We start from the raw sequence: 12,224 nt of genomic DNA on the forward strand, positions 1-12,224 counted from the left end.
CGGGCCGCCACCGGGTCGATTCACGGTGCGAGGAAATGCCCGAAAGGCGTATTACGCACCACCCAGAAGACGGCCGCGACGGCGAGGAGTCCCCACAGGTACGCGGGGCGCGCGATGTCCGGGCGCACGGGCCGTCCCTGCCATGATCGTAACGCCCAGCGGGCCCACAACGTGATTACGACAGGGACGCAGAAGACAAAGAGCAGGTTCATCCGCGCCGCCCCGGCGAGGTCGGCGTGGGCGAGGTCGTGCACGGCGCGCAGCGCGCCGCACCCGGGGCAGTACAGGCCGGTCAGGTAATAGAACGGGCAGACGGGGTAATGCCCCGGCTCGTGCGGGTCGACCACCGCCAGGTACGTCACCGCCCCGGCGAGAACCGCCGCGGCGCCGAACGGCGCGCGCAGCGACCACACCCGGTCCCACGCGCGCCGTCCGGTCACGTCCATGAAGGTCAGCCTAACGCGGGGCGCGCACGACCACGGTGCCGACGATCTTGTCGGCGAAGGTCTGCCGCTTGGCGTCCCATAGCGGCCACAGGTAGCCGATGTAGCAGGGCAGGCCGTCGATGACGTGGCAGATGTACCGGACGACGGCCATGCCGAAGCCGATGTACTCGCCGGTCTGCTCCTTGACCGTCTGGATGCCGACGGCCTTCTTGCCCACCGTCTGGCCGGTGGTGCCCTCCTTGTACTTCAGCCACAGGCCGAGGCCGATCGCCACGACGAAGCCGAGGAGGTAGATGATCATGCCGATTCCGCTGCCGCCCGAGGAGGTCATCTCACCCGTGTTCGGGTCCACCTGGATCGAGCTGGCGGTCATGGAGCCGCCGATGGCGTAGAGGATGCCGGACGGGACGCCGACGAGGAGGCCGTCGATCAGCGTGGCGCCGACGCGCAGGCCCCAGTGCGCGAACTCGGGGGCCGGGTAACCGCCGGGCGGGCCGTAAGCGCCGCCGTACTGGGCACCCCCGGGCGGAGCCGGGTACGAGCCCTGCGGCGGCGGGTAACCACCCTGCGGGTAGCCGCCCTGCGGCGGGGGATACCCGCCCTGCGGGCCGGGCTGGTTCTGGGGGTAACCACCCGGGTTGTAGCCCGGGTCGTTGCCGTACGTCATGTGGTACTCCTGCGTGAGTGGGGAAAGGAGTCTCGGATCTTTTCAGCGCGACGAGACCGGAGACGCCCCCGAAGATCCGCGGAGCACCGCATGGAGACGGGCCGGGGATGCCGGGGAGGAGCGACGCGACGACCATGCCGTTCCCGCCGGCGCCGGAGGGTGGCCGGCGCCGGTGCGGACTACCGGCCGGAGCCGGTGACGACGGCCGCCGGAGGCCGGCTGCCGGTCACCCCGGCGGGGCGGGCAGCCGCGGCCGCCCGTGCCGCCCGGCCGACTCCCGTGGCTCATTCGGTCTCCTGTGAGGTGATCAGAGGTCGGCGCGAAGCCTACCGGCAGCGGGGCGGCCGGTCCGGTGGAAATCGGCTTTGTGGACAATTTGTAATCTGAGGTGGGAACGATCCAACGCGCTCCGGAAGGGCGCTCTCCCGCGGTCGACCGGTCAGGCGGTGGGGTCCTCGCCCTCGTCGATCGCGTCCCACATCGCCCTGTCGGCGTCCTTCACCCGGGCGGCCCCGCCCGTGCCCGTGCGCCCGGCGCCCCGCTCGTACCTGCTCGACATGCCGGGCCAGCGCACGCTCAGGGCCGCCGCCACCGCGCCCGCCCCGGCCAGGACGAGCCCGCCCGCGGCGGCCAGCGCCGGCCAGACCCAGGCGCGCGACTCCACGGAGATGTGCCCGGAGGACGTCAGCGCGGTCGTCATGTGCTGCGCGGCCGCGGCGGCGATCGTCCCGCCGCGCGTGCCGTCCCACGCCCCGGCCGCGACCGCCGCGCCGAGGAGGGCGACGACCACGCTCGTCACCCGCCGCGCGACGCCACGGGTCGCCAGCACGGCCAGCACGGCGGCGAGCGCGGCCAGCGCCGCGGGGGTGAGCCAGGCGACCAGGTCGTCGCCGGTGAGGGAGCCGCCGCCCGCTCCGGCGGGGCTGCCCGCCGTGCCGAGCGTGACCCACACCCGGCCGGCGGCCAGCAGCGCGAGCCCGCCGCCCACGGCGCAGGCGGCCAGCCAGACGAGCAGCGAGCGCCGCGCCGTGCGCGCCTGGTCGCGGGCGGGCGCGGGGGCGGTCACGGCGCGCCGCTCACGTCGAGGACGTCGGCGTCGAAGCAGGTGCGGTCGCCCGTGTGGCAGGCCGCCCCCACCTGGTCGACCTTGAGCAGGATCGTGTCGCCGTCGCAGTCGAGCGCCACGTGCTTGACCCACTGCACGTGGCCGGAGGTGTCGCCCTTCACCCAGTACTCCCCCCGGCTGCGGGACCAGTAGGTCGCCCGGCCGGTGGTGAGCGTGCGGTGCAGCGCCTCGTCGTCCATCCAGGCGAGCATGAGCACCTCGCCGGTGTCGTGCTGCTGGACGATCGCGGGCACCAGGCCGTCCGGCGTGCGCTTGAGCCGGTCGGCGATCTTCGGGTCGAGGGCCATGAGGCCAATTGTGCCGCAGGTCCCGGCCGCCCCCGGCGCCGCTACCCCGCCGTCACCGCTGCCGTCACCCTGCCCTGCCTGCCGTCGTGGTCACCAGCGACAGCGGCAGGTCGCCCACCCGGCGTACGGCGTGGTCGCCGTCGCGCGGGCCGCCCCGGTAGACCGATCCCGCGACCCAGCTCGCGGTGTTGGACGCGACGACCCGGCCCTCCGCGTTGACCAGGAACGCCGGGCCCGGGATCTCCCGCAGCGCCGGGAGCACCGCGGCCTCGAACCGCCGGACGAACACGTCGGCCGCGGCCACCCCGGCGAAGCTCCCCCCGGCCGGCACGGGCACCGACAGCGTGAGGCTGTACTCGTCGGTGCACAGGTAGTCGACGTACGGGCCGCAGATCGTGCGCTCGGCGCCGGAGAACGGGCCGGCGTACCAGTCCCAGTGGGTGTAGTCGTAGAAGGCGCTGCTCGCCGGGTCCATGTTCCGCAGCAGCTGCACGGGGTCGCCGGAGGGGTTCTCCTGCCACCATTCGAGGTACCACGGCGCGTCGGCCAGCAGGCCGGGCGCGGCGATGAAGCCGATCCCCGCGATCAGCGCCGGCAGGTGGGCGGGCAGCGCGCCGCCGCGCAGCCGGGCCCACAGCAGCGGGCGCAGCGCCGCGAGGTCGGCCACGACCGGGCGGCGCGTGCCGCCGGCGGGCAGGACGCAGGCGACGGCGGCGTCGCGGACCTCGCGCAGCGCCTCGAAGACGCCCTCGGCCGTCTCACGCACGCGCGCCAGCGCCGCGGCGGCGCGGTCGTGCTGCACAAGTGACGCCGGTGTGCTCATGCTTCTTACTCCCGCAGCCGCAGCCGAAGCTCGATGAGGTGTCGTGTCGCGTCGAGCACGTGCCGCTCGGCGACGGCCCTGGCCTGCTCGCCGTCGCCGCGCTCGACGGCCCCGGCGATGGCGCGATGCTGTGCCGCCGTCTCATCGTGCCCGCTCAGGCCCTCGTGCGGAAGCCAGAGCAACGGTCCGATGTCAGCCTGTAACCGGATCTCCTCCTGAGTGAGGCGGGCCGACTGCGAGGCCGCCGCGACCTCGATGTGGAACCGGCCGTCGAGTCTGCGCAGCCGGGCGCACGCCTCTCCTGATCCGGCCGTCTCCGGCGCGGCGGCGACGGCGTCCATCTCGTCCAGGGTGCGCCACAGGGGCGCGACGTCCGAGGGCAGCGACCGCTCGGCGGCCAGCCGGGCCGCCGTCCCTGCGATGGCCGCGTAGTGGTCGCCGAAGTCGCGCAGCTCGTCTGCCGCGAACGCGCGCAGCCGCGCCAGGGGGTCGAGCTGGGCGGGCAGGCGTACGAAGCTGCCGCCGCCGCGACCGCGCCGCGTCTCGACCATCCCCTGCTGGCGCAGCGCCATGAGCGCCTCCCGCAGGGTCACGGTGGAGACGCCGAGCCGGCCCGCGAGCTCCGCCTCGCTGGGCAGTTGCTCGCCGTCGGCGAGCAGGCCGACCGCGATCGCGTCGGCCAGCCGCCGTACGACGGCGTCCACCCGGCCGGTGCTGTCCACCGGGGAGAAGACGGCCAGGCGGGCCATGTTCACGGTCGCGCTCCTGTTCGCCCACGCCGTCCGCGGCGGTCGACTCCCCGAAAGTGGACTCCGCGAAAGTTGACAACAGTGATATCGGATCAAGTCTTTACGCGAAACATTTAACTTCATATGTTTCACTTCATGCCAGACCAAGCAGTCAGTCTCCGCGGCCTGCGCAAGAGCTTCGGGCCGGTCGAGGCCGTGGCCGGGATCGACCTCGACGTCGCCGACGAGGAGTTCTTCGCGATGCTCGGGCCGTCCGGTTCGGGGAAGACCACCGTGCTGCGCATGATCGCGGGGTTCGAGTCGCCCACCGCAGGGACGGTCGAGCTGGGCGGGCGCGACGTCACGCGGCTCGCGCCGTTCGAGCGGGACGTGAACACGGTCTTCCAGGACTACGCGCTGTTCCCCCACATGAGCGTGCTGGACAACGTCGAGTACGGCCTGCGGGTGAAGAAGGTGCCCAAAGGCGAGCGGCGCGAGCGGGCGCTCGCCGCGCTGCGCTCGGTGCGGCTGGAGGGCTTCGAGAAGCGGCGCCCGGCCCAGCTGTCCGGCGGCCAGCGCCAGCGGGTCGCGCTGGCCCGCGCGCTGGTCAACCGGCCGCGCGTGCTCCTGCTCGACGAGCCGCTGGGCGCCCTCGACCTCAAGCTCCGCGAGGAGATGCAGGTCGAGCTGAAGGCGATCCAGCGGGAGGTCGGCATCACGTTCCTGTTCGTGACCCACGACCAGGAGGAGGCGCTGACGATGAGCGACCGGATCGCGGTGTTCAACCAGGGCAGGATCGAGCAGGTCGGCACCCCCGCCGAGGTGTACGAGCGCCCGGCCACCGCCTTCGTCGCCTCCTTCGTCGGCACCTCCAACCTCATCTCCGGCGAGGCCGCGCGGTCCGTGCTGGGCAGGGAGGGGACCTTCAGCGTCCGGCCCGAGAAACTGCGCGTCGTGCTCGGCGACGAGCCGCCGGGACCGGACGAGCACGAGGCGGCCGGCGTGATCCGCGAGGTCGTGTACGCCGGTCCGGCGACCCGGTTCGTCGTGGACCTCGACGCGGGCGGGCGCCTGATCGCCCTCCAGCAGAACCTGGAGGCGTCGTCCATGGACGTGACGGGCCTGCGCGGCACCCGCGTCCGCCTCGTGTGGCACCACCGGCACGAGTTCCCCATCGACGCCCCCGCCGCGCCGGTCGCCGCCGGCTGACTTCGCACCACTCACAGCAAGGAGAACCACGATGCGGTCCCCCCGTCCGCGTTTCGCCAGGCCTTCTCTCGTCGTCACCGCCGCGCTGGCGCTCGCCGCCGTCGCGGGCTGCGGCGGCGGGTCGTCCACCACCGGCGGCGGCTCGGCCGCGGCTCCCGGCGGCGGCGCGTTCACGCCGCCGAAGATCGAGGCCCTGAAGTCCCTCGGGCCCGGCGAGGGACAGGTCAACCTCGTCGCCTGGGCCGGGTACGCGGAGGACGGCTCCAACGACCCCAAGGTCGACTGGGTGCACCCGTTCGAGAAGGCCACGGGCTGCACGGTCAACACCAAGACGGCCGGCACCTCCGACGAGATGGTCAACCTCATGAAGACCGGCGAGTACGACGCCGTGTCGGCCTCGGGTGACGCCTCGCTGCGCCTGATCGCCTCGGGCACGGTCGCGCCGGTCAACACCGACCTCGTGCCGAACTACAAGGACGTGTTCGAGGGGCTGAAGCTCAAGCCGTGGAACTCGGTCAACGGGGTCGCGTACGGCATCCCGCACGGCCGCGGCGCCAACCTGCTCATGTGGCGCACGGACACGGTGAAGCAGGCCCCCGACTCCTGGGGCGTCGTGTTCGACCCCAACTCGCCGTACAAGGGCAAGGTGACGGCGTACGACTCGCCCATCTACATCGCCGACGCCGCGCTCTACCTGATGTCGGCCAAGCCCGAGCTGGGCATCAAGGACCCGTACGCGCTGGACGACAAGCAGCTCCAGGCCGCGGTCGACCTGCTCAAGCAGCAGAAGCAGAACATCGGCGAGTACTGGTCCGACTACACCAAGGCGGTGCAGTCGTTCAAGTCCGGCGACACGGTGGTGGGCACGACCTGGCAGGTGATCGCCAACCTGGTGGAGGCCGACAAGGCGCCGGTGAAGACGACGCTGCCGAAGGAGGGCTCCACCGGCTGGTCGGACACCTGGATGGTCGCCGCGAAGGCCAAGCACCCCAACTGCGCCTACAAGTGGCTCGACTGGATCATCTCCCCCAAGGCCAACGCGCAGGTGGCCGAGTGGTTCGGCGAGGCGCCGTCCAACGCCAAGGCGTGCGAGCAGACTTCGGACAAGTCGTTCTGCGACACCTACCACGCGACCGACGAGGAGTACTTCTCCAAGGTCCACTACTGGACCACGCCGATCGCGCAGTGCCTCGACGGCCGCACCGACGTCAAGTGCACCGACTACTCCGAGTGGACCCGGGCCTGGACCGAGATCAAGGGCTGAGCGCTCCCCACGAGGGGGGCGGCCGCCCGGCCGTCCCCCTCGGCCGCACGGAGACAAGCCGCACGGAGAGAAGACGATGACGACCCTCACGACGACGGCCGCCTCCCCCGGGATGCGGAGGCGGGCCGCCTCATTCCTGCACCGGCACGGCGGGGTGCGACTGTCGCTGCTGCTGTCGGCGCCCCTGGCCTGGCTGGGGCTGGCCTACCTGGGCGCGCTCGCGGCCCTTTTCGTCACCGCGTTCTGGTCGACCGACGTGTTCACCGGCGACGTGGTCAAGGTGTTCACCTGGGCCAACTTCACCGATCTGGTCACCGGCGAGGTCTACCGCACGGTCGCCCTGCGCTCGATCGGCGTGGCCGCGGCGGTGACGCTGATCGACCTGGTGGTGGCCTTCCCCATGGCGTTCGCGATGGCCAAGCTGGCCTCGCCGCGGGCCCAGCGCTGGCTGGTGATCGCCGTGCTCACCCCGCTGTGGGCGTCCTACCTGGTCAAGGCGTACGCCTGGCGGGTGATGCTGTCCTCGGACGGCGTGCTCGGCTGGGGCTACGGCCTGACCGCCACCGTGGTGACCTTGTCGTACCTGTGGCTGCCGTACATGATCCTGCCGATCTACGCGGGGCTCGAACGGCTGCCGAACTCGCTGCTCGACGCGGCCGGCGACCTCGGCGCGCGCGGGTGGCGGACGTTCCGGACGGTGGTCTGGCCGCTGACCTTCCCCGCCGCCGTGGCGGGGTCGATCTTCACGTTCTCGCTCTCGCTGGGCGACTACATCACCGTGAAGATCGTGGGCGGCAAGACCCAGCTCATCGGCAACGTGGTCTACGACAACATCGGCGCGGCCAACAACCTGCCCTTCGCCGCCGCCGTCGCCACCGTCCCCGTCGTGATCATGCTGGTCTACCTCGCGGCCGTACGCCGCACCGGCGCGCTGGAGAACCTGTGAGACAGCGATGCGAACGAACCGGCAAGCACGGCAATCCGATTCACCGGCCGACGAAGGAGGCGCGGTGAATCTCTCTCGTACGTCCCGGACCTTGCTGCGGGTGGCGCTGGCGGCCGGCCTGGCCGTCATCTACGTGCCGCTGGCCGTGGTGCTGCTCAACTCGTTCAACTCCGACCGGACCTTCTCCTGGCCGCCCGCCGGGTTCACGCTGCGCTGGTGGGGCGCCGCCTGGGACTCGGCCGGCCTGCGCGAGGCGCTGTGGACCTCGGTCCAGGCGGGTCTCGGCGCGACCGTGATCGCGCTCGTGCTCGGCACGATGGCGGCCTTCGCGGTGCAGCGCTACCGGTTCTTCGGCCGGGAGACGGTCTCGCTGGTGATCGTGCTGCCCATCGCCCTGCCCGGCATCGTGACCGGCATCGCGCTGAGCAACACCTTCCACACGGTGCTCGGCCTCCCCCTCGGGCTGCTGACGGTGATCGTCGGCCACGCGACGTTCTGCGTGGTCACCGTCTACAACAACGTGCTGGCCCGGCTGCGCCGCATGGGCCTGAACCTGGAGGAGGCGTCGGCCGACCTCGGGGCGGACACGATCACCACGTTCCGCCTGGTGACGTTCCCGATGATGCGCTCGGCGCTGCTCGCGGGTGGCCTGCTCGCCTTCGCGCTGTCGTTCGACGAGATCATCGTCACGACGTTCACCGCCGGGGCCGGCGTCCGCACGCTGCCGATCTGGATCTTCGAGAACCTGTTCCGGCCCAACCAGGCGCCGGTGGTCAACGTGGTCGCCGCCGCGCTGATCCTGCTGTCGGTGATCCCGATCTACCTGGCCCAGCGCCTGTCCGGCGGGGACCCGCAGACCCACTGAGGCGACGCGTCCGCCGGACTACCCGGCCTCCTCGATCAGGAGGCGGGAGATCGCGTCGACCTCGTCGGCGGTGTTGTAGTAGTGGAAGCCGAAGCGGATCCGGTCGGCGGCCGCGGTGGCCCGGACGCCCCGGATCCGCAGCCGCTCCAGCAGCGCACGCGGATCGACTCCTTCAGGGGGACGCAGTACCGCGATGTGCGAAGGCCCGTCGGCGGCGAAGGTCCGGTAACCGGCCGCGTCCGCCCGCTCGCGCAGCCGGGCCGCGAGCCCTGTGACGTGCCGATCGACCGTCGCGGGGTCGAGCCGGGCCAGCACGCCGAGGGCGGCCACGGTGCCCGTCCAGGTCAGCCAGGCCGGCGACGTGTCCAGCCGGCTCGCGTCGGCGGCGGGCACGAGGCCGCCGCCGAAGTACGCCAGCGGCGCGCCGGTGGTGCGCCAGCTCGCCACCAGCGGCCGGACCGAGTCGAGGCGATCGGGCCGGATCGCGAGGAACGCCGAGCCGCGCGGAGCGAGCATCCACTTGTAGGCGTGCACGACGAGGTAGTCCGGCCGGCACCGGGCCAGGTCCAGGTCGAGGACGCCGAGACTCTGGGTGGCGTTGACCAGCAGCAGGGCGCCGACCTCGTCGCAGCGGTCGCGAAGGGCCGGCAACGGGAGCCGCAGCCCCTCGTGGCTGGTCACATGGCTGACCGAGACGACGGTCGTGCCCGGAGTGATCGAGGCGAGCAGGTCGTCCACCCGCAGCCCGCCGGGCCCGTGCGCCACCTCGACCACGTCGTGGAACGGGACCCAGGGGTAGCGCGTGCTGCGGAAGTCCTCGGCGGACACCACCACCCGCCCCCGCGGCAGCGAGGCCGCCACCGTGGCGACGGCCTCCGACGCGGACCCCAGGGTGGCCACACAGCCGGGCTCGATCCCCAGCCAGGCGGCGAACCGCTCGCGGGCCCGACCGGCCGCCGCGTCCCAGGTGGTCCAGTCGAACGAGCCGTCCAGCCAGGAGTCCAGCGCCTCCGACATACTCCGCACCACCGGGAGGCAGCCGAGCGCGGCGCCCGGGGTGTCGGCCCAGATCACCTGCCGCAGGGCGGGGAAGAGCGCGCGGAAGTCCTCCGGCGTCATCCGGGCACCACCGCCACCGAGGCGATCTCGACCAGCAGGTCCTCGCGGGCCAGCCCGGCCACCACGCACAACGAGTTGATCGGATAGTCCCCCTCGGGGAACCACTCGGCGAAGACCTCGCCGATGCCGCGGCGCACGCCGGGAAGCGCCTCCCGGCTCGCGACCATCGTGAACAGCGAGACCAGCCCCTCCGCCGGGGTCCCTCCGGCGTCCTCGACGACGGCGGCGATGTTGCGCAACGCCTGGACGGTCTGCCCGTACGCGTCCGGGGCGACCGTTCCGTCGGGGGCGTTGCCGACCTGCCCCGCGATGTGCAGGACGGCGCCCTCCGGCGAGACGCGCGCCGCATGGCTGTACGCACCGAGGGGCGGGGCGATCCTGTCCGTGCTCCGCCGCTCGACCAGTGCCGGCTTCCCCACGACGTCCTCCATGTCCCGCTCGCTTCCGCTCACACCGCCGCCCTGGCGGAGATCTCCTCCATGACGTCGGCCAAGATACGCAACGCCTCGTCGGCCTCCTCCTCGGTCACCGTCATCGGCGGCGTGACCCGCAGGACGTTGCCGAGCAGCCCGCCGCGGCCGATGAGCAGGCCGCGCGACCTGCACTTCTCGAGGATGCGCGCCACGAGGGCCGGGTCCGGCCGGGTGGTGCCGGGCGTGACGATCTCGACCCCGATCATCAGGCCCATGCCGCGGACCTCGGCGACGCAGTCGTGGTCCGCCGAGATGCGCTCCAGTCCCTCCCGCAGACGGGCGCCGACGCGGTCGGCGTTCGCCTGGAGGTCGCGGTCCCTGATGACGTCGAGCGTGGCCACGGCGGCGGCGCAGGCGAGCGGGTTGCCTCCCGCCGTGGAGATGGAGTTGGCGCCCAGGCAGTCCATGAGGTCGCCCCTGGCGACCACGCCGCCCATCGCCACGCCGTTGGCGACGCCCTTGGCGAAGGCCATCGCGTCGGGGCGCACGCCGAACGCCTGGATGCCGAAGCAGGCCGCGCCCGTCCGTCCGAAGCCGGTCTGGACCTCGTCCGAGACGAACAGGATCCCGTACTCGTCGAGCACCGCCTTCATCTCCATGAAGAAACTCGGCGGCGGCGTGGCGAAACCGCCGGCGCCCTGCACGGGCTCGGCGATGAGACAGGCCACGTCGCCCGCGGTGGCGGTCTCGATGATCGTGCGCAGCTCCTCCTTGCAGGCGGCGACGTACGCGGCGTCGTCCAGGCCGCGGAAGGGGCTGCGCAGCCGGTAGCCGCTGTGGACGTACGTGACGTTCAGCGGGCTCAGCGAGGTGGCCGACCATCCCCTGATGCCGGTCGCGGCGACGGTGCCGAAGGATCGCCCGTGATAGCTGCCGCGCAGGGCGAGGACCTGGTTCGAGCGGCGGTACTGCGTCGCGAGCAGCAGGGCGGTCTCGACCGCCTCCGTGCCGGAGTTCACGAAGAAGACCTTCGCGTCGGGGATCCCGCTCGCCGCCGCGATCCGCTCGGCGAGCTCCACCTGCCGCCGCACCAGGTAGAGCGTCGAGGTGTGCAGGATGCGGCCGGCCTGCTCCCGGATCGCCTCCGTGATCTCCGGGATGTCGTGCCCCACCATCGTGGCGAGCAGGCCGCCGAAGAAGTCGAGGTAGCGCCGCCCCTCGCTGTCGTAGACATGGCGCCCTTCTCCGCGTACGAGCTCGATGGGGTCCTCGTAGTAGAGGTTCATCCAGGACGGCATCACCGCGCGGTGGCGTTCGAGGAGTGGTCGCGTGCCCATCGGGCGGCCTCCTTCTGCTGCGGGGGGGAGACAGGTGCTGTCCGGTGGAGCGTAGGTGGCCGCGCCGCCCGGCATCCTTGCTGACGGGCGAGATTTCAGATAATCAAAGTCCGTGATGTCCGCTTCGTCCGATCACCTCGGCGGGAAGACCCCGAGCACCCTGTCCACGCTGGCGAGGGGACTGGCCGTCTTCGCGCTGGTCGCCGAGCACGGCGGGGAGCTGACCGCCCGCGACATCAGCGAACGCGCCGGCCTGAGCCTGGGCACGACCTATCACCTGCTCCGGACGCTGATCGCCGACGACTACCTCATCCGCCGCCCCGGCGGCAGGTACGACGTCGGGACGCGGGCGGCCGTGCTGAGCTGGCACGTCCAGCGGCGCGCCGGCCCCGAGCCGGAACTGTCGATCATCCTGAAGGGGCTGCACAGCCGGACCAAGGAGACCGCCTACGTGTCGGGCTGGCGGAGGGGGGAGCTGACCCTCCTGCACTATCTGGCCGGCCCCCAGGCGATCACGGTCGGCAGGCTGGAGGTCGGGTTCCGGCAGTCCCTGCACGCGCGGGCCTCGGCCAAGGCGGTGCTGGCGCATCTGCCCAAGGAGCACTGCGCCGAGATCGTGGACCGGCTTCCGTTCGAGCCGCTCACGCCGAACACCATCACCGATCCGGAGGCGTTCCACGTCGAGCTCGGGCGCGTACGCCGGCTGGGCTACGCCCTGGACGACGAGGAGTTCGCCCGGGGGATCAAGTGCGTCGCGGCGGTCTTCTCCGGCCGGGACGGGCTCCCCGCCGGCGCCTTCACGATCTCCGTCCCCGCCGAGCGGTTCGCCGGGAACGAGCAGATGTTCATCCGCGAGGTCATCCTGGCCGCGCAGACGGCGGGCACCCTGCTGCGGGAGGGACGGCTCACCCTTCCCCCCGACTCGGCGCCGGATTTCAAATATTCGAAAACCCGCCGGTGACGGCGCGGCGAACCGGGCGTGGCCGCCCATACT

The 12,224-nt window shown here is 72.2% G+C and carries 14 protein-coding genes; 5 read left to right on the forward strand and 9 right to left on the reverse strand.

What is annotated here, in order from left to right:
• Window positions 1–20: 20 nt before the first annotated feature.
• From Msi02_RS00985 to Msi02_RS01010, 6 genes are all read right to left on the reverse strand, one after another.
• Complete coding sequence (locus Msi02_RS00985; protein ID WP_204046628.1) at window positions 21–446, reverse strand: DUF2752 domain-containing protein; 426 nt, start codon at window positions 444–446, stop codon at window positions 21–23.
• A 10-nt stretch (window positions 447–456) separates the two neighbouring features.
• Complete coding sequence (locus Msi02_RS00990; protein ID WP_204046629.1) at window positions 457–1,113, reverse strand: RDD family protein; 657 nt, start codon at window positions 1,111–1,113, stop codon at window positions 457–459.
• Between the two features lie 439 nt (window positions 1,114–1,552).
• Entirely contained in the window at window positions 1,553–2,179 is a 627-nt protein-coding gene (locus Msi02_RS00995; RefSeq protein WP_204046630.1) for a Trp biosynthesis-associated membrane protein, read from the reverse strand.
• A complete protein-coding gene (hisI, locus tag Msi02_RS01000) occupies window positions 2,176–2,526 on the reverse strand; it encodes a phosphoribosyl-AMP cyclohydrolase (RefSeq protein WP_030509961.1) in 351 nt (116 codons plus the stop codon). The genes Msi02_RS00995 and hisI overlap by 4 nt, the downstream gene beginning before the upstream one ends.
• A 64-nt stretch (window positions 2,527–2,590) precedes the next feature.
• Entirely contained in the window at window positions 2,591–3,349 is a 759-nt protein-coding gene (locus Msi02_RS01005; protein WP_204046631.1) for a cache domain-containing protein, read from the reverse strand.
• Between the two features lie 5 nt (window positions 3,350–3,354).
• Window positions 3,355–4,098 (reverse strand): FadR/GntR family transcriptional regulator, encoded by a 744-nt coding sequence (locus Msi02_RS01010; protein ID WP_079315896.1) that lies wholly within the window; start codon window positions 4,096–4,098, stop codon window positions 3,355–3,357.
• Between the two features lie 135 nt (window positions 4,099–4,233).
• On the opposite strand from Msi02_RS01010, the gene Msi02_RS01015 reads away from it, so the two are divergent.
• From Msi02_RS01015 to Msi02_RS01030, 4 genes are all read left to right on the forward strand, one after another.
• Window positions 4,234–5,286 (forward strand): ABC transporter ATP-binding protein, encoded by a 1,053-nt coding sequence (locus tag Msi02_RS01015; protein ID WP_239107997.1) that lies wholly within the window; start codon window positions 4,234–4,236, stop codon window positions 5,284–5,286.
• Between the two features lie 31 nt (window positions 5,287–5,317).
• Entirely contained in the window at window positions 5,318–6,550 is a 1,233-nt protein-coding gene (locus Msi02_RS01020) for an ABC transporter substrate-binding protein (protein WP_079315875.1), read from the forward strand.
• A gap of 76 nt (window positions 6,551–6,626) precedes the next feature.
• On the forward strand, window positions 6,627–7,496 hold the full coding sequence (locus tag Msi02_RS01025; RefSeq protein ID WP_239107998.1) for an ABC transporter permease: 870 nt from the start codon (window positions 6,627–6,629) through the stop codon (window positions 7,494–7,496).
• Between the two features lie 64 nt (window positions 7,497–7,560).
• Window positions 7,561–8,361 carry an ABC transporter permease gene (locus Msi02_RS01030; RefSeq protein WP_204046633.1) on the forward strand — a complete coding sequence of 267 codons (801 nt, stop codon included), beginning with the start codon at window positions 7,561–7,563 and terminating at the stop codon, window positions 8,359–8,361.
• Window positions 8,362–8,379: 18 nt separating this feature from the next.
• Here the strand turns inward: Msi02_RS01030 and Msi02_RS01035 are convergent, their stop codons facing one another.
• Genes Msi02_RS01035 through Msi02_RS01045 form a run of 3 tightly spaced genes read right to left on the reverse strand, consistent with a single transcriptional unit; the run spans window position 8,380 to window position 11,230 of the window.
• A complete protein-coding gene (locus tag Msi02_RS01035) occupies window positions 8,380–9,480 on the reverse strand; it encodes an aminotransferase class V-fold PLP-dependent enzyme (protein WP_204046634.1) in 1,101 nt (366 codons plus the stop codon).
• Window positions 9,477–9,932, reverse strand: coding sequence for a RidA family protein (locus Msi02_RS01040; RefSeq protein ID WP_204046635.1), 456 nt, complete (start codon window positions 9,930–9,932; stop codon window positions 9,477–9,479). The genes Msi02_RS01035 and Msi02_RS01040 overlap by 4 nt, the downstream gene beginning before the upstream one ends.
• Entirely contained in the window at window positions 9,929–11,230 is a 1,302-nt protein-coding gene (locus tag Msi02_RS01045) for an aspartate aminotransferase family protein (protein ID WP_204046636.1), read from the reverse strand. The genes Msi02_RS01040 and Msi02_RS01045 overlap by 4 nt, the downstream gene beginning before the upstream one ends.
• A gap of 115 nt (window positions 11,231–11,345) precedes the next feature.
• Between Msi02_RS01045 and Msi02_RS01050 the strand changes: the two genes are divergently transcribed.
• Complete coding sequence (locus tag Msi02_RS01050; RefSeq protein WP_204046637.1) at window positions 11,346–12,191, forward strand: IclR family transcriptional regulator; 846 nt, start codon at window positions 11,346–11,348, stop codon at window positions 12,189–12,191.
• The last annotated feature ends 33 nt before the right edge of the window (window positions 12,192–12,224 follow it).

Origin of the sequence: Microbispora siamensis (assembly GCF_016863095.1) — a bacterium.
Taxonomy (GTDB): domain Bacteria; phylum Actinomycetota; class Actinomycetes; order Streptosporangiales; family Streptosporangiaceae; genus Microbispora; species Microbispora siamensis.